This is a genomic window from Mycobacterium intracellulare ATCC 13950, assembly GCF_000277125.1.
Taxonomy (GTDB): Bacteria; Actinomycetota; Actinomycetes; order Mycobacteriales; family Mycobacteriaceae; genus Mycobacterium; species Mycobacterium intracellulare.
The window spans coordinates 1,784,617-1,801,971 of sequence record NC_016946.1 but is presented as its reverse complement, the minus strand read 5'-3'; the positions used below and the strand labels follow the sequence as shown (position 1 = coordinate 1,801,971).

15 protein-coding genes and 2 tRNA genes are annotated in these 17,355 nt (G+C 66.3%); 11 read left to right on the top strand and 6 right to left on the bottom strand.

The window, feature by feature from the left end; all coding sequences use genetic code 11:
- The first annotated feature begins 58 nt into the window (after positions 1–58).
- Positions 59–865 carry a mycolate reductase gene (cmrA, locus tag OCU_RS33580; RefSeq protein WP_009957503.1) on the top strand — a complete coding sequence of 269 codons (807 nt, stop codon included), beginning with the start codon at positions 59–61 and terminating at the stop codon, positions 863–865.
- Between the two features lie 161 nt (positions 866–1,026).
- Here the strand turns inward: cmrA and OCU_RS33575 are convergent, their stop codons facing one another.
- Positions 1,027–2,595: a helicase HerA-like domain-containing protein gene (locus OCU_RS33575; protein ID WP_009957504.1), complete on the bottom strand. Its 1,569-nt coding sequence runs from the start codon at positions 2,593–2,595 to the stop codon at positions 1,027–1,029.
- 201 nt (positions 2,596–2,796) lie between these two features.
- Here OCU_RS33575 and orn point away from each other — a divergent pair, with 201 nt between their 5' ends.
- From orn to OCU_RS33560, 3 genes are all read left to right on the top strand, one after another.
- Positions 2,797–3,444 (top strand): oligoribonuclease, encoded by a 648-nt coding sequence (orn, locus tag OCU_RS33570; protein WP_008255097.1) that lies wholly within the window; start codon positions 2,797–2,799, stop codon positions 3,442–3,444.
- Positions 3,445–3,493: 49 nt separating this feature from the next.
- A tRNA-His gene (locus tag OCU_RS33565) sits at positions 3,494–3,569 on the top strand.
- Positions 3,570–3,680: 111 nt separating this feature from the next.
- A complete protein-coding gene (locus OCU_RS33560) occupies positions 3,681–4,058 on the top strand; it encodes a hypothetical protein (RefSeq protein ID WP_009957505.1) in 378 nt (125 codons plus the stop codon).
- Positions 4,059–4,067: 9 nt separating this feature from the next.
- On the opposite strand, the gene OCU_RS33555 is transcribed toward OCU_RS33560, so the two are convergent.
- From OCU_RS33555 to OCU_RS33545, 3 genes are all read right to left on the bottom strand, one after another.
- Positions 4,068–5,279: a L,D-transpeptidase gene (locus tag OCU_RS33555; protein WP_009957506.1), complete on the bottom strand. Its 1,212-nt coding sequence runs from the start codon at positions 5,277–5,279 to the stop codon at positions 4,068–4,070.
- A 132-nt stretch (positions 5,280–5,411) separates the two neighbouring features.
- On the bottom strand, positions 5,412–6,326 hold the full coding sequence (locus OCU_RS33550) for a DMT family transporter (protein WP_009957507.1): 915 nt from the start codon (positions 6,324–6,326) through the stop codon (positions 5,412–5,414).
- A gap of 74 nt (positions 6,327–6,400) precedes the next feature.
- A complete protein-coding gene (locus tag OCU_RS33545; RefSeq protein WP_009957508.1) occupies positions 6,401–8,767 on the bottom strand; it encodes an MMPL family transporter in 2,367 nt (788 codons plus the stop codon).
- 195 nt (positions 8,768–8,962) lie between these two features.
- Between OCU_RS33545 and OCU_RS33540 the strand changes: the two genes are divergently transcribed.
- The 4 genes from OCU_RS33540 to OCU_RS33525 all read left to right on the top strand — a co-directional run bounded on the left by OCU_RS33540 (position 8,963) and on the right by OCU_RS33525 (position 12,707).
- Positions 8,963–10,201, top strand: coding sequence for a GNAT family N-acetyltransferase (locus OCU_RS33540; protein WP_009957509.1), 1,239 nt, complete (start codon positions 8,963–8,965; stop codon positions 10,199–10,201).
- Between the two features lie 180 nt (positions 10,202–10,381).
- Positions 10,382–10,454, top strand: a tRNA-Lys gene (locus OCU_RS33535).
- A 129-nt stretch (positions 10,455–10,583) separates the two neighbouring features.
- Positions 10,584–10,850, top strand: coding sequence for a hypothetical protein (locus tag OCU_RS33530; RefSeq protein ID WP_014379652.1), 267 nt, complete (start codon positions 10,584–10,586; stop codon positions 10,848–10,850).
- 117 nt (positions 10,851–10,967) lie between these two features.
- Complete coding sequence (locus OCU_RS33525) at positions 10,968–12,707, top strand: DUF3556 domain-containing protein (RefSeq protein ID WP_014379651.1); 1,740 nt, start codon at positions 10,968–10,970, stop codon at positions 12,705–12,707.
- On the opposite strand, the gene OCU_RS33520 is transcribed toward OCU_RS33525, so the two are convergent.
- The gene (locus OCU_RS33520) at positions 12,694–12,921 is read right to left on the bottom strand and encodes a DUF3618 domain-containing protein (protein WP_008255080.1); all 228 of its coding nucleotides are present in this window, start codon (positions 12,919–12,921) and stop codon (positions 12,694–12,696) included. The two genes, OCU_RS33525 and OCU_RS33520, sit on opposite strands and share 14 nt — an antisense overlap.
- Before the next feature lie 104 nt (positions 12,922–13,025).
- On the opposite strand from OCU_RS33520, the gene bcp reads away from it, so the two are divergent.
- From bcp to OCU_RS33510, 3 genes are all read left to right on the top strand, one after another.
- On the top strand, positions 13,026–13,508 hold the full coding sequence (gene bcp, locus OCU_RS33515) for a thioredoxin-dependent thiol peroxidase (RefSeq protein ID WP_014379650.1): 483 nt from the start codon (positions 13,026–13,028) through the stop codon (positions 13,506–13,508).
- A gap of 358 nt (positions 13,509–13,866) precedes the next feature.
- Positions 13,867–14,004 carry a hypothetical protein gene (locus OCU_RS51385; RefSeq protein ID WP_009957513.1) on the top strand — a complete coding sequence of 46 codons (138 nt, stop codon included), beginning with the start codon at positions 13,867–13,869 and terminating at the stop codon, positions 14,002–14,004.
- Positions 14,005–15,147: 1,143 nt separating this feature from the next.
- Positions 15,148–15,699, top strand: coding sequence for a MarR family transcriptional regulator (locus OCU_RS33510; RefSeq protein WP_009957514.1), 552 nt, complete (start codon positions 15,148–15,150; stop codon positions 15,697–15,699).
- A gap of 181 nt (positions 15,700–15,880) precedes the next feature.
- On the opposite strand, the gene OCU_RS33505 is transcribed toward OCU_RS33510, so the two are convergent.
- Positions 15,881–17,260, bottom strand: a complete 1,380-nt coding sequence (locus tag OCU_RS33505) for a cytochrome P450 (protein ID WP_009957516.1) — start codon at positions 17,258–17,260, stop codon at positions 15,881–15,883.
- Between the last annotated feature and the right edge of the window lie 95 nt (positions 17,261–17,355).

Genomic DNA, 17,355 nt, shown 5'->3' with positions numbered 1-17,355 from the left:
CTAGCGGCGCCACCGATCGGCTGCGGATCGCCTTTCGTCGGCTGTCTACGATTGGCGCATGCCGGTACCCGCTCCAAGCCCCGAGGCGCGCGCAGTTGTCACCGGAGCTTCGCAGAACATCGGTGAAGCGCTGGCCACCGAACTCGCCGCCCGCGGACACAATCTGATCGTCACCGCGCGACGCGAGGACCTGCTGAAGAATCTGGCCGCCCGCCTGAGCGACCAGTATCACGTCACCGTCGACGTGCGACCCGCCGACCTGGCCGACCCGGGCGACCGCGCGAAACTGTGCGACGAGCTGGCCGCCCGCCCCATCTCGATCCTGTGCGCCAATGCGGGCACCGCGACGTTCGGTCCGGTGGCGACGCTCGATCCGGCCGGCGAGAAGGCCCAATTGCAGCTGAATGTCCTAGGGGTGCATGACCTTACGTTGGCGGTGCTGCCCGGCATGGTCGAACGCAGGGCCGGGGGCATCCTCATTTCCGGTTCGGCCGCGGGCAATTCGCCGATCCCCTACAACGCCACCTACGCCGCCACCAAGGCGTTCGTGAATACCTTCACCGAATCGCTGCGCGGCGAGTTGCGCGGGTCGGGGGTCAACGTGACGCTGCTCGCCCCCGGCCCGGTGCGCACCGACCTGCCCGCCGACACCGAAGCGTCGATCGTGGAGCGGCTGGTGCCGGACTTCCTGTGGATCTCGACGGAGCACACCGCCCGGGTGTCGCTGGATGCGTTGGACCGCAACAAAATGCGCGTCGTTCCCGGCCTGACGTCCAAGGCCATGTCGGTGGCGAGCGGGTACGCCCCGCGCGCCATCGTGGCGCCCATCGTGGGCGCGTTCTACAAAAAGCTCGGCGGCGGCTAAGCGCGGGGCGGGTTGGGCAGCCCTCCTCTCACGGTCGTGCTGGCCCTCCGCTCACGGTTCGGGCCGGCCCCTCCGCTCACGGTCGTAACGCAGCGGCGGTTTTGCGCGCGATTCTTCGCCGTGGCGTTACGCCCGCGATCGACGGCGACGGAGGCACCCCACTACTTCCGGCGGCGGCGACCGCCGGTGCCACCGAAAATGCTTCTCACCGCTTCGCGTATCGCCGTGTTGATGCCGCTTTTCACCGTCGGGTTCTGCAGCACTTCCTCCCACATCGACGGCCCCTTTTCCCCCTTGGGTTCCGCCGGCTCCGGCATCGGCGGGACGGGTTCGTTCGAGGGGACGGGCGGGTAGTCGGACTGGGCTTGGGGCGCCTGCGGATCCTGGGGGGACGGCTGGGGTCGCGCCGGGGGCTCAGCCGTGTGGCCATACTTTTCCTGCAGCGGACTGTCTTTGGCCGCGGCCCCGATGGCCTCGTTGCCGATCGACGCCATCAGCGAGCGGGGCACCCGCATGCGGGTCCACGCGACGGGGGTGGGCGAGCCCTTCTCGGAGAGCACGGTCACGACGGCCTCGCCGATCCCGAGCGACGTCAACGCCGACTCCAGGTCGTAGACATCGGTTTTCGGGTAGGTGCGCACGGTCTTGGACAGGGCCTTCTGGTCGTCGGGCGTGAACGCCCGCAGCGCGTGCTGAATCCGCGCGCCCAACTGGGACAGCACGTCGTTTGGCAGGTCGGTGGGCAACTGGGTGCAGAAAAACACCCCGACGCCCTTCGAGCGGATCAGCTTGACGGTCTGCTCGACCTGCTCGAGGAAGGCCTTGGACGCATCGGCGAACAACAGGTGCGCCTCGTCGAAGAAGAAGACCAGCTTGGGCTTGTCGATGTCGCCGACCTCGTCCAGGACGGTGAACAGGTCGGCCAGCAACCACATCAGGAAGGTGGAGAAGATGACCGGGCGCAACGACTGTCCGCCGAACTCCAGCAGCGAGATGATGCCGCGGCCGCCCTCGACGCGCAGCAGGTCGTTCGGGTCGAGCTTCGGCTCGCCGAAGAACGTGTCGCCGCCCTCGCCCTCGAGGTTCACCAGCGCGCGCAGGATGACGCCGGCCGTCGTGGACGACACACCGCCAAGGGATTTCAGGTCGGCCTTGCCCTCGTCGCTGGTCAGGTGAGTGATGGCATCACGCAGGTTGGCCAGGGTGACCAGCTGGTAATTCGATTCCTTGGCCCAGTGGAAGATCAGGCCCAGGGTGGACTCTTGAGTGGCGTTGAGCCCCAACACCTTTGACAGCAGAACCGGGCCGAAGCTGTCGACGGTGGCCCGAACCGGCACGCCGAGCCCACCGGTGCCCAGCGACAGGAACTCAACCGGGAAGCCCGTCGGAGTCCAGTCGTCTCCCGTGTCGCGGGCACGCGCGGCGGTTTTGTCGTCGCCCTTCCCCGGTGCGGACAACCCGGACAGGTCGCCCTTCACGTCGGCCATCAGCACGGGTACACCCGCGGCGCTGAGCTGTTCGGCGATCAGCTGCAGCGTCTTGGTCTTGCCGGTTCCGGTGGCGCCGGCCACCAGCCCGTGCCTGTTCACGGTCGCCAGCGGAATGCGGATCTGCGCCGTCGGATCGGCGGCGCCGTCGACCACGACGGTGCCCAATTCCAGTGCCTGGCCGTCGACGGCGTAGCCGTCCGCGATCCGGCTCGCCGGCGTTGCCGCTGAATCGGTGCTCATCGTGCTGCGCCCCCTCTTCCCCAGTGATTCGGCATGCAGTTCGACAACGCTCACCCTACTTCTCGGGCGGATCCGGGGGCGAGGCCCAACGGCGACCCGCCGCGCCCGGCTCCGCCGCGCTTGCGATCGCCACGAGTCCGATGGTGGCGACCCGCCGCGCCCGGCTCCGCCGCGCTTGCGATCGCCACTAGTCTGAGCGCTGTGCGTGACGAATTGGTGTGGATCGACTGCGAGATGACCGGACTCGATCTCGGTTCGGACAAGCTGATCGAGATCGCGGCCCTGGTCACCGACGCCGATCTGAACATCCTCGGCGACGGTGTGGACGTGGTGATCCACGCCGACGACGCCGCCCTCTCGGCGATGGGTGACGTGGTGACCGAAATGCATTCGCGCTCCGGGTTGATCGACGAGGTGCGGGCGTCCGCCGTCGACCTGGCGACTGCCGAGGCGATGGTGCTGGACTACATCGGCCAACACGTCAAGCAACCCAAGACGGCGCCGCTGGCAGGAAACTCGATCGCCACCGATCGCGCGTTCATCGTGCGCGACATGCCGGCGCTGGACACGTACCTGCACTACCGCATGATCGATGTGAGCTCGATCAAAGAACTCTGCCGCCGCTGGTATCCGCGGATCTACTTCGGCCAGCCCACCAAGGGGCTCGCCCACCGCGCACTGGCCGACATCCATGAGTCGATCCGCGAATTGCAGTTCTATCGGCGCACCGCGTTCGTCTCCCCACCGGGCCCGTCTACCAGCGAAATCGAGGCGGTGGTCACCTCCCTTGACGGTGGACGAGACGCACCGGGACCAAGCGATTCGGCCAGCGCGCCGACGAGCCGCTAGTATCTACAGTCGCTGCTCGTGCAGGCCTGCGGGTCGGCACACAGCCATGGTGGGTGTAGTTCAGTTGGTAGAGCGTCAGGTTGTGATCCTGAATGTCGCGGGTTCGAGTCCCGTCACTCACCCCATTGGTCAGGGAGCATCGCCGCTCCCTGACCTTTTACGGTGGTAGCGACTCCGCGCACCGCTGTTGCACCGGTGAGTGGAATGCAGTGAATCGACAACGTCTTGCCTCGCCCATGATGCGAACGGCCATCGCGGCCGCCGCGCTGTTCCTCGCGGGCTGCGGTGGTTCGAGCCACACGTCGACGACGGTCATATCGACGCCGCCGGCTGAGACCAAAACGGTGACGAAGACCGTCGCCCCGCCGCCCCCACCGGGCCCGAAGACGTCCATCGAGGCCAACGGCACTTACATCGTCAACAAGGACATCGCGGCGGGCACCTATCGGACCGATGGCGGCAAATACGGCTGTTATTGGGCGAGGCTGCGCAGTTTCGACACCAACGACATCATCGACAACAACGTCGGCGACGGCCCCCAGGTGGTTCGGATCATGCCGACCGACACCGCGTTCATGACCCGAAGCTGCGGAAACTGGCACAAGATCGACTGACCGAGCCGGTCAGGTGTTGGCGTTGCCCGCCTTCCACTCCGGCCACGGGATGTTCCAGTCGCCGAGCCCCTCGGTGCCCGGCAAGGTCGGCCCCACCGTGTGCACAACCTCGACGATGTCACCGCTCTTGCTGTGGTCGTAGAACCATTCGGCGTTGCTGGGGCTGACGTTCAGGCATCCGTGGCTGGTGTTGGTGTGGCCCTGGGCGCCGACCGACCACGGCGCGGAGTGCACAAAGACTCCGCTGTAGGACATCTGGGTGGCCCAGTCGACTTCGGTGCGATATCCGTTGGGCGAGTTGACCGGAACCCCGTAGGTCGACGAATCCATGATCATGTGTTTGAACCGCGCGCCAACGATGTAGATGCCGTTGGCCGTTGGCGTGCTGTCCTTGCCCATCGACGTCGGCATGGTCTTGACGACCTCACCGTTGACCCGCACGGTCACGGTCTTCGTGGTGTCGTCGGCGGTCGAAATCACCTCGTCGCCAATGGTGAAGTGCGTCTTGACGTTGTCCTCACCGAACATCCCGTCGCCCAGATCCACGCCGTAGGTGTTGACGGCCACGTCGATGGCCGTTCCCGACTTCCAGAAATGCTCTGGGCGCCAACGTACTTCGCGATTGTTGAGCCAGTAGAACGCACCCTCCACCGGAGGGTTCGTGGTGATGGTGATGGCCTTCTGGGCCGCCGCCCGGTCCGCGATGTTCTCGTCGAAGCGGATCGCCACCGGTTGGCCGATGCCCACCACCTCGCCGTCGACCGGACTGACGTACGGCATGGTCAGGTGGGCCGGTGAGCTGGTCGCGAAGGTCATCTGCTTGCTGGCCGCGCCACCCAGCCCGGTCGCCTTGACGTTCAGCGTGTAGCGCCTGTTGTAGCCGAGCTGCTCGGTGGTGGACCAGCGCAGCCCGTCGGGGCTCAGCTTCCCGCTGATCGACCTGCCGTTTTCGTTGACCATGGTGACCGACGCGAGCACGCCGTCGGCGACGCTCACCGTCACCGGCGCATCCACCGTCACGCCGACGGCGCCGTCGGTCACCGAGGAGGTGAGCTTGGGGACCAGCAGGTCGGCAAAGGGCGTGCCCTTGTCGAAGATCACCTTCGCCGGCGCGGCCGCGTGGTTGCCACCGCAGGCGACGGCAAACACGGCAACCGCGGCGATCGCGGCCGCCAGCCACGATCTGCGTCCACGCAAAGGCGTCATCCAGTGACCTTCCATTCAATTCTCGAAGTTGGTCACCGCTGACCTCGCTGCACGCATTCTAAAGGGTTTCGCCGACCCGACGTGCCCGCACCGGCGCGGGCGGCCGTTCGGTGTCTCCGCCGCAATGAATTCGTCACTCGGGCGAGGTCAGTGACCTCGCGGCACCACATCTGCGCGGGCTTCCTGCAGCTGCGCTTCGGCCCGGTCGCGGGTCGCGACGGCCTCGACGCGGGCGAGTTTGATGATGGCCGCCGTCATCACCGACGCGGCCGCCACCAGGGCGATCATCCCGGCGCGACCCGTGTTCAGCGTCTCGCCGAGCACGACCACGCCCAGCACCGCTGCCACCACCGGCTGTGACATCTGCAAAGTGGGCATGGACGCCGTGAGCGGCCCGGCCCGAAACGCCGACTGGCTCCACGCCACACCGCCCAGCGCGACCAGGATGCAGGCGTACAGCTCGGGAGTCCGAATCACCGCGCCGAGGCCGTCCCCGAGCCGGGCGACGACCTCCTTGGTGAGCACCGCAAAGATGCCCCACAGCGACCCCGACACCAACGCGAAGAACACCGCGGCCACGGCCCCGCCGCGGCTCCGTCCGGCCAGCACACAGCCGACCAATAGCGGGCCCAGGACGACGGCCACCGCGGCCCAGGTTCCCAGCGAGGCGCCCGAATGCCCGGCCCGCGGATTGCCGACGATGACGACCACGCTTACCCCGGCCGTCAACAAGGCGGCCCACATCCACTCGCCGGCGGTCACCGCGCGATGCGAGAACCTGGCGTTGATGGGCAGCGCGAAGAGCACCGAAAACATCAGCAGCGCCTGCACCAGCAAAACCGATCCGCCGGCCAGGGCCGCTGCCTGCAATCCGATGCTGGCTGCCAACAACACAGTGCCCCACCACCATCGTTGGCTGCGAAGCAGATTGGCGAACAACTCGACCGAACCGACCGCCCTGTCGGTGATGCAGTGCGCCGCACGTTGCTGCAAGACGTCGCCGACCGCGACGCACAACGCGGAACTCAGCGCGAGCAGGGCGGCGATATCGGTTCGGCCCATGGGGATTACTCCGTCCCGTCCGGGATCGGCGCCGCGGTGCCGGTCGAAGGCGTTGCCTCACAACACATGTCGGGTCACCCGCGCCCGGTCGTGGCCTTGGTGGGCCACCTTCTGATCAGTGCGCGGCCCGCGTCGGGCGCGTCGCGGGCCCAGCGGCCGCGTCCGACCGCGATCTCGCCGTCCTCCCCGATGGCGGACCGTTCGCGCAGCGAGACCAACGGCCGCGGCGCCCACCACGTCCAGCGGCCCAGCAGGTGGATGAACGCCGGAACCAGCACCATGCGCACCAGGGTGGCGTCGACCAGCACGCCGAGCGTGAGGCCCAGACCCAGCATGCGCATGAACGACACGTGCGCCGGGATCAGCGCGGCGAACGAAATCGACATCACCACCGCGGCGGTCGTCACGACGCGGCCGATGCCGGCAATGCCCAGGGCCGCGCTCTCGTCGGTGGCGGCGCGCGCCTCGGCCGCGGTGGGCGGCGTCTCGCGCATGGCCTGCGAGGCCAGCCAGTACTCGTGGATGCGCGAGACCAGAAAGACCTCGTAATCCGTGGCCAGCCCGAAGGCGATGCAGAACAGCAGCACGGGGATGTTGGCGTTCAGCGTCCCGTTGGGGGTGGTACCCAGGGCGCCCAGATGGCCGTCCTGGAAGATCCACACCATCGCCCCGAACGCCGCCGTCAACGACAACACGTTGCACACCAGCGCCTGCAACGGCAGCACCGCGCTGCCAGTCAGCAAGAAGAGCAGCGCGAACGTGATGAGGGCGATCAGGGCGAACACGATCGGCAGACGCTGGGTGATCGCGTCGACGCTGTCGCGGTTGATCTGCGCGAGCCCGGTCATCTGAACCGCGCGCCCGCCCGGCCCCGCGACCTGATGCAACCGGTCCAGCTGGGTGTTCGAGGCCTGCGAATAGAGCGGCGCGGTGGTGGAGACGGTCAAGAACGCGCTGCCGTTGGCCACACCGGTGGGGGCGACGGGCGGCCCCACCCGATTCCCCTCGGCGAACGTCCCGGCCGGTGCGCTGACCGAAGACACGTCGGGCACGCGCGACAGGTCTGCGGCGTACCGCTGCAGCTCGGCGAGGGTCACGCCGCGGGCGTCGGGCACGACGACGGACACCTCGGTGCCGAACCCGTTCGCGAAGTCGTTGTCCAGCATGTCGGCGACCTGGCGCGCCGACGCGGATTCGGGCAGCACGCGCTCGTCCGGGAAGCCCCACTTCACCCCCAAGAACGGCGCGCCCAGCAATAGCAGCAGCGCCACGACGCTCAGGCCGATCGGGATGGCGTGGCGCAGCACGTACCGGGTCGACCGGTACCAGAACTGGTCCTCGAGTGGCTGGTGCGCGTGGTCGCGAAACGACCGCTGTCCGTGCAGGATGCGGTGCAGCACCCGTCGGGCGTCCAGCACGTGCAGCCGGGGCCCCAGCAGCACGATCGCCGCCGGGGTGACCACCACCGCGGCGATCGCCACGATGATCGCTGTGACCACGATGGTGTAGGCGGACGATTTCAGAAAGTACATCGGGAACAGCGCCATCACCGCCATCGACAGCCCGACGGTCGTGGCCGAGAACAGCACGGTCCGGCCGGCGGTGGCCATGGTGCGATACAGCGCCCGGTCGCGGTCCTCGGTCCGGGCCAGCTCCTCGCGGTAGCGGGTGATGATCAGCAGGTTGTAGTCGATGGCCAGGGCCAGGCCCATGGCGATGCTCAGGTCCAGGGCGTAGGTCGACACGTCGGTGGCGAAGCTGATCAACCGCAGCACCGACATGGTGCCGACGATGGCCAAGAGGCCAAGGACGATCGGCAGCGTCGCCGCCACCACACCGCCGAGCACCCAGACCAGGACCGCGAAGCTCAGCGGGATCGCGATGGACTCCATCAACAGCAGATCCCGCTGGTTCTGCCCGTTGATCTGCGCGTATGCCACGGCCATGCCGCCGGCGCGCACGGTCACGCCGTCGCGGTCGTGCACCAGGTCGCTGGTGAGCGTGCTGGCGTACTTCTGCGCGTCGTTCTCGCCGCCTTTCAGGCCGGCGACGATCATCCCGGATTTGTTGTCCTTGCTGATCAGCTGAGACGCGGCCTGGGGGCGATCGGGCGGCATGGTCCACGCCGACGACACGTTGAGCACCCACGGCGACCGTTTCAGCTGGTCGACGATGTCGGTGGCGACCCGGCGCGCCGATTCGCTGCGGACGCCGTCCGGGGCCGTCACCACGATCAGCATCTGCTGATCGGTTTGGTTGAACCTGTCGCGCAGGACCTCGGTTGCCCGCGCGGACTCCGAGGTCGGGTCCTGAAAGCCACCGCCGGAAAGGCTGTTGACCACCGGAAGCCCGAAGACTGCGGCCCCCACCAGCACCAGGAAGGCGATCCCGACGATGCGGCGCGGGGCGGCAATGGCTAGCCGGGTGATTACCTGCAGCATGGCGTATCGCCTACCCGAAACCACGCCTTTTGACCCGCCCCGGCGCCGATTGTTCGCATCGAGCAGTCACCCGGGCGGCGGCCCTCGAGGTTTGACCATCTGGTACTCGGGTATCGAACGTAAAAGCACACTCAGCACGTGGATTCGGTGTGCGCAGTGCCGGATTGCCTGGGCTACAAGCGGATTGGATGTGCAATGAACACGACGGACGACGGCACCAACATTCGGCATCCAAGCGAAGACGACTGGCAGGCGGTGTTTGAAAATCAGGCCCGCACGTTCGGCGATCCGGTGGGCCCGGAGGACCTCGAAGCGTGGAAACGCCGAGTCAACCTCGACGACATTCTCATCGCCGAGGACGTCTCCGATCCCGAACATCCGTTTCTGGTGGGAACGTCGATCATCTACCGCGCGCAGCTCACCGTGCCGGGTGGCGCCAACCTGCGAGCCGCGTGGCTGACGATGATCGCCGTCGCGTCAACGCATCAGGGCAAGGGACTCTGGGCACAGCTCAGCGCGAAGGGACTCGGGATTCTGTTGGACCGCGGCTATCCGATCGTGTGCGGCGTCCCAACGCAGACCGCGATGTACGACGGCTTCGGCGCCGGGGTGGCCAGCTATAGCCACACCTATTCGATCGACCGCCGCTTCGCGAAGTTGCGGGCCGCACCGAGCGGCAGGCGGGCACGCGAGGTCAACGCCGCCGAGGCGAGACGACACTTGCCAGAACTCTACGAACGGTGGTGTGCCGCAACCAATGGCGCGATCACCCGGGACGACGCGTGGTGGGCCGACTACCTGGACGACCGGGAAACCCAGCGGGGCAACGGGTCGGCGCTGCATTACACGATCCATCCTGACGGCTTCCTGACGTATCGGGTCGTCGGATCGCAACAGCATGCGTTTCGCCCGCCCCTGGGCACGGTGGTCGTCGAGGACTTCTGCCCTATCACCGAGGAGGCTCACACCGAGCTGCTGCAGACGCTGTTGGTCCTGGAGATGTTCTATCGCGTAGAGATCGACGTGCCGGGCGACGATCCGCTTCCGCTCAAACTCACCGATCAACGCGCCGCGGAAATCAAGGGCGTGAGCGACTTCCTGTGGGTGCGCATCAACGACGTCCCCGAGGTGCTGGGCGCGCGCACCTACAGCGCCGATACCGACATCGTGCTCGACGTCACCGACCCGCTTCAGCTCGCGGGCGGACGGTTCCAGCTGCAAACACGCGGTGGCGCCGGGAAGTGCACGCCCCACGACGGGAACGCGGACATCGAGATCGGCCTGGCCGACCTGGCCACCATCTACATGGGGGCGCACCGGGCTTCCCAGCTGGCCCGGGCCGGCCGCATCACCGAAGCACGAGCGGGCGCACTGGCCGAACTGGACGCCGCCTTCGCCACCGACCGCGCGCCCTTCTGCGGCACGGTCTTGTGAATGAGACTGCGCGACAGTACCTTTCGTCTTCCATGCAGATCGCGCGGCGAACAGTTGACGACGGCCCAGCCCGGCAAGGCCCAACCGGCTGCGCGGGCACGCTATCCTGGGAAATGGTCGGGATTTCACTCCGCGGCAAGACGCCTGTTATTGTCGCCTACGCGGTCTGACCGACCACAAGCGCCGTTAGCTCAGTTGGTAGAGCAGCTGACTCTTAATCAGCGGGTCCGGGGTTCGAAACCCTGACGGCGCACAGCTCACCGATAGTTCATCGTTCGGTGGCTTTTGCTTCCACACTGGCGCCAATGTCTCGGACCTCCCTTTTCATGGCCCCCGCGGGGGACCTACCATCGCTGCGACGGTGTTCGTCCAGAGGGGACCTGTGAAAACCGAGCTGAAGTGGGTCGAACCCCACGAGGGCCACTTCCACGCCAACATCGATGACCGCAGCGAGTACCGCGTCCACAAAGTCTCCACGGGCGGCTTCCGCGCCGAACGGGTCGACGACGGCTTCGTGCACCACGATCTCGGCCGGGCGACCGACGCCGCGGGAGCGCGGGCGATCTGCCAGGACCTGCACACGCGGGCGATGCGGCGCGCGGCGTGGGAGACGTACATGGCCGAGAACGACCCGCCCGGGTGGGAGTAGCCGGTTCGGCCGATCGACCTCCGCCGGCCAGTTGCCGTCGTATCCCCCCGCGAAAGCCCTTCGTACAGGTAATTTCTTGCTGGCACCGATTGGTCTTGCCGCGTCGAAGGAGCTGCAATGGGGTTCATCCGGCCCAATCTGCCCGTCGTCGACGTGGCCGACTGGAGCGCACGACCACGCGCCGAACGCATCGTGCCGATGGCCCGCCACATCGCCCAGCACGGGTTCGGCACCCCGCTGGTGATGCACGTGATGTACGGCGTGAAGATCGCGCTGTACATCCTCGGAGGCTGGCTGTTCGCATGGTCCACGCGCGGCATCGGCGGCTTCACTCAGGTCAGCGCCTGGTGGGCGGAGCCGATCGTGTTCCAGAAGGCCGTGCTGTACACGATGCTGTTCGAAGTCGTCGGCCTCGGATGCTGTTTCGGTCCGCTCGCCGGGCGCTACTTCCCCCCGATGGGTTCCATCCTGTACTGGCTGCGCCCCGGCACCATCCGGTTGCCGCCCTGGCCCGACCGGGTGCCACTGACCAAGGGCAGCAACAGAACTCCCGTCGACGCGTTGCTCTACGGCATCCTGCTGGCGCTGCTGGTGTTCGCGCTGCTGTCCGACGGCACCGGCCCGATTCCCGCCCTGGACACCGCGATCGGCGTGCTGCCGCGGTGGCAGACCGTCGCCGTCCTGACGGTCCTGGCCCTAATCAGCTTGCGCGACAAGGTGATCTTCCTGGCCGCGCGCGGCGAGGTGTACGCGCCGCTGGCGCTGACGTTCCTGTTCGCCGGGGCGGACATCGTCGTCGGTGCCAAGGTCGTCTTCATGGTGATCTGGATCGGCGCGGCGACATCCAAACTCAACAAACACTTCCCGTTCGTGATCTCGACGATGCTGGCCAACAACCCGTTCATCCCGTCGGGACCGCTCAAGCGGTCGATGTTCAAGCGCTATCCCGACGACTTGCGGCCCAGCGCACTGGCGGGTCTCATCGCCCACTTCTCGACCGCGGTCGAAGGGCTGGTGCCGTTGGTGCTGTTGTTCTCCCACGGCGGCTGGCCGACCGCGCTGGCGGCGTCCGTGATGATCGTGTTCCACCTGAACATCCTGCTGGCCTTTCCGATGGGCGTGCCGCTGGAATGGAACGTGTTCATGATCTTCGGCGTGCTGTGGCTGTTCGTCACGCACGCGCGCCTGGGGCTGTCCGACATCGCCCACCCGTGGCCGATCGGGATCCTGTTCGGGGTGATGGCCGGGACCGTCGCCGCGGGAAACCTCTACCCGCGCAAGGTCTCCTTCCTGCCCGGCATGCGCTACTACGCCGGCAACTGGGACACCACCCTGTGGTGCGTGCGGCCGTCGGCCGACGAGAAGTTCCGCGTCGGCTCACGCGCGCTCGGCCCGATGCAGCACCTGCAGCTCGAGCGGTTGTACGGCAGCAAAGAGGAAACCCTGGTACCGCTTCACCTCGCGCTCGCCTTCCGCGGCATGAACACCCACGGGCGCGCGCTGCTCACCCTGGCGCACCGGGCGATGGCCGACTACGACGAGGACGACTACAACCTGTGCGAGGGTGAAGTCCTGTGCTCAATGGTTCTCGGCTGGAACTTCGGCGACGGGCACATGCACAACGAGTGCCTCATCGAGGCGCTGCAGCAGCGGTGTGGGTTCGAGCCCGGCGAGGTGCGGGTCGTGATCCTCGACGCCCAGCCCATCCACCGGCAACGGCAGGAATACCGGCTGGTCGACGCGGCGACCGGGGAATTCGAACGCGGCTACTGCGAGGTCGCCGACATGGTGGTGAATCAGCCCTGGGCCGACGACATTCCGGTGTACGTCCAGAGCGACCGCGTCAGCGGTTCCTGACTCGGCGCACCGCCACGACCACGACCAACGCCCCGACCCCGGCCAGCGACGCCAGCACCACGGGCTTCTGCACGAACCCGATCACCCGGGCCTTGAGGTCGTCGGCGAGGCGACGCGGGTTCGCCCGCTCGGCGAGGGAGTCGACGGTGGCCGCCAGCTGGTCACGGGCGACGTCGATGTCTCGCTTGATGGCTTCGGGGTCGCGGTCCGCCACTGTGTCCTCCAAGTCGCCCACTATCCGGCACATGCACCTGCCCGAACTACCCTAGATCAGCTGGCGGTAACCCCGACGCTCCGGTGAACAGAAAGGGCCCCACCTTGACCGAGACCACGCGGCTTGCACCCGGCGACAAAGCGCCCTCCTTCAACCTGCCCGACGCCGACGGCAACAAGGTGTCGCTGGCCGACTACAAGGGGCGCCGGGTCATCGTCTACTTCTATCCGGCCGCGTCGACTCCCGGGTGCACCAAGCAGGCGTGCGACTTTCGGGACAGCCTGGCCGAGCTCAACGGCGCCGGCCTCGACGTCATCGGCATCTCCCCCGACAAGCCGGAGAAGCTCGCCAAATTCCGTGACGCGGAGGGGCTGACGTTCCCGCTGCTGTCCGATCCCGACCGCAAAGTGCTGACGGCGTATGGCGCCTACGGCGAAAAGCAGATGTACGGCAAGACCGTCACGGGCGTCATCCGCTCGACGTTCGTGGTCGACGAGAAGGGCAAGATCGCCGTCGCGCAGTACAACGTGAAGGCCGCACATACGGCATCGAAGATCCAACAGATCATCAACCAGACCACGGGGTAAAGCACTCGTACGGGCCAGTTCCGAATCGACGCTGCATTCGGTGCAGGACCGCGCATTATGCGTTGCGACACGCCGAGCGTGTTGGACCGACACGCCTTTCAAGGTGGGAATTTCTGGAAACACGCAAACACAAGTTGTTGTGTTGCCGTTGCTTGTCGTACCCCAGGGGTAGTGTTTGGAGCGTCCGCAAAGCGAGCCCCTCAGCCGAGGGGTTTGAGCCCACCGGGCTGAGGGTTCGCGACGTGCTTACACAACCGTCACCGTACACCGAAGCAGCGGCCGAAACGCAAATTGCTGCGTTTCCGGCTCCCGGTGGCCTCATTTCGTATTTGCGGCACGGAATGAGAAAGGAGGCGCGATGAGCGCCGCAGAAGAAGAAAACGAAAAGAAGGCCCTGCTGGCAGCCGGCGTGGTTCTTGGGGTCGTCGGCACTTTCGCCGCGATCGTCAAGGCCGCGCTGGATCAAGCAGCCAGGGGCGACAACAACAAGAAGTAGTAGCGGTCGGTGTGGGGCGGGGTTCGTTGCGGACTCCCCCCGCACCTACCAATTGATTGGACTTAACTTCCGCCGTTCCAATCGTTCCCCGTGGAAACAGGGTGTTCGCCTGGCAAGTTCTCACGTAGCCGGTGGGGAACCAGTCGACCACGGTGAACGCCGAGGGTTCGTTGCGCCACTTACTGTCATGTCTTATCGTCACGACTGGCCACCCTTCGCAGCCCGCCGTCGGCTCCGAGATACTTTCTCGGCCTTGGCTTCTGACCCGTCCTCAGTGTCTGGTAGGTCCAGCCGGGCAAGCAACTGGGCCAACAGGGCACGCTGCGCCCTGGTTTTTGCGATGAACTGACTAACCACCTGCTGGCCCATCGAGCCCTTAACCATCAGCGGGTCCTCGCCGCAGCCTCGTCCAGCTCAGCCACGACATCGGCCACCCCGGCACGCTGGAGTAAGAATCTGGACTTTGTGCGGCTGGGTCGGTGATGCCAAACACCTCGACCGTTCACCGCCACAGCTTGCCGCCGGCAGACCCTAAACCTGCTGGTGTAGGCATGAATATCCCATGGTTTAGGCCCTCGAAGAGGCGAACTTACTGGCTCTGAAAAAGCGGGAAACGCTTTGCTCATCGGATCTCCCGGACGCATTCCCGTCCGGTCAAACGGAGGCGTGCAGGGGATACCCCCTGGGGTGGCGCGGAGACCTGCGCCTACCTGGCGGTGACGTGCCTGGCATGGATGCTGGTGTGCGCCACCAGTGCTGGGGGGGGACCTGCCCAGCGCTCTGCACCCCACCTACCTCTGCACCCGCTACCCCGGGGACACGCCTCCCCGGTGTCATTGCCATACCCGCATCCCTGCCCTTACCCATGCACCTCCCTGTCCCTGGCAGTCCCAGCGGGCCCCGGCCTCCGCTGCACCCGCCCTGGGCGCTTTGACGGGTGTCCGCCGGTCCTCCCGTGTCCGTCTCGACCTCTGGGTCGGGTCCGGCTGAGACACAAAATGCTCAGTTCAAGGGTGCATGGTTGGGCAGGCTGTCATGGTCGCAACGTGGTTTTTGGGCGTAGAGTGAACCACAACGGCGACACCACTTCCAGAAGCCGTTGTGTTGAATTATCTAGTGCAGTGAAAGGCCAAGTGAGAAGCAATGATTGATCTCACGCTCGAGGTAAAGCTGAGCACCTCAATCGACGAATGGCTCGAAGACCGACGTCAACTTCTGGCGTTCATCGACTTCATCGACTCGCAGATGGGCGTGACTTATGAGGACGAAGACGAGTCGCAGGAGGAGGAAGACGAGGAAGCCGCGGCGTGCATGCATCCTCGGGTCTACGGTCCCGACAGTGACCGAGAGGGTACCTGCGTGGTATGCGGTGAGCCGGACCCAACCTACGAGTTCGCCGCCACCCAAGTTGAAGCCTCCGACAAACCCGCCGTTGTCGAGCCGATTAAGCGCCATCCGGTTCGGGAGTTCGATCCGATCGAGGTGCTGGCCAAACACCTCCCGATTGCAATGCTTCTCGTTAAGCGGGGCTTGATGACGCGAAACCAGATTGCCGAGAAGCTCCAAACGAACCCCCACGCAGTCAGCGCCAGCCTGAACTACCTGTCTGGCAAGGGCCTAGTACAGCGGGTTGTCGGCAGCCGCTATTGGCAGGCCACTGCCAGCGCCAAGGCGCACCAGCTCGTGGCGGCCTAGCCAACGACCTGTCATAGGTCGTCCCCGGTGCCCGAAGGGGGCGTTATACGGAACCGCCCCCGTAGGTCACTCAGTCAGCATCAGGCGATCTTGTAGCCGCGAACCACGGTTTGGGCGGTTCTCGCCACTACTCGCAAGCGCGGCGAAGCCGGGCGCAGCGGGTCGCCACCATTCGGTCTAGTCAGTCGCTGATGACGGCGGCCTCGGCGTACTCGGTGATCGGCCGCGCGATCCCCTGTTCGTCGCACACCCGCTGCAGCTTCTCCAGCGTCTCGTCGATCCCCGGGCCAAGCCGCCTGCCGGGGGTGAAGGTCGCCGGAAGGTGCTGCATGCCCTGGATCACGCCGATGGTCGGATAGTGCACGGTGCCTTCGGGGTCGCAGCGGTAGTCGGGCATCCGGTCGAGGACCGCCGTGAGCATCGACTTGAACACCACCCGCGCGACATTCGAGCCGATGCAGCGGTGGATGCCTAGACCAAAGCTGAAGTGCCGGTTGTTCTTTCGAGCGAGGTCCAATCGATTCGGATCGGGGAACACCGCGGGATCGCGGTTGGCCATCGCCCAGGACAGCCACAGGCGATCGCCCTCCTTGAACTGCGTGCCCGCGATCTCGAGATCGGCGGCGATCGTGCGGCCGTCCCCCGGCGCGGGCGTGAAGAAACGCAGGAATTCCTCGGTCGCCGAGGCGAGCAACGTGTCCGATTCCCGCCTCAGCAGTTCGCGCTGCTCGGGATTTTCGCCGAGCCATTCGAGCGCGTGCGCGGTCAGCGCCGTCGTCGTGTCGAAACCTCCGCCGATGATCAGGCCGAGCATTCCGAGCAGTTCGGCGTCGGGGGCGGGTTCGCCGTCGATCCGCAGTCGTGCCAGCGCGTCCACGATGCCGGGGCGCGGGTGCTCGCGGATCTCGAGCAGGTGGTTGAACAGGTCCGCGCCCATCGCCATCGTCTGCTCCAAAACCCTTGGGGCGTCTGGGGAATCGGCGGGCGTGTAGACGTTGGCGTGGGCCGGCTCGCAATAGAGTTGCCACTTCTTCAGCGGAACGCCCATCAGGGCCAGCGTCAGGACGGCCGGCACGACGTTCGCGAGATCGTCGACGAAGTCGATCCGCCCGGTTTCGATCTTCTCGTCGATGCTGGCCCGCACGATCTCGTCGACGAATGGCTTCCAGCGTTTGATGGCCGCCGGCGACAGGTAGGGGTTGAGGATGCTGCGGTAGGCGGAGTGCTCGGGTTCATCCATCTCGAGCATGCCGCCACGCACGCCGGTGGCCTGCGGAATCGTGGGAATGGTGATGCCCTTGTAGCCGGTGCCTTCGCCGGTGACGTCGTGGTCGTTGGACACGTGCGGGCATCGCGCGAGCTCGAAGACCTCCCGGCTGCCCGCCGCCACCCAATGCCCGTCGTAGGTGTCGGTCCACGCCACCGGGCACTTGGCGTGCATCTCCTCGGTGATTGCGGTGAACCGCTCGCGGTACTCCGGGGTGTGGCGATCGAAGTGGTAACGGTGGGTCTTGCCGGCCTTGGTGCGCGTGATGCCGGTGAGGGTGTCTTCCGTACTCACGGTGGCGTCTCCTGCGGACGAGTGGCTGCTGCCTGTAGAAGCAGTATGCGACGAGACTATCGGTCTCGTTAAGCATTCGGGCAGGCGAGTTTCCC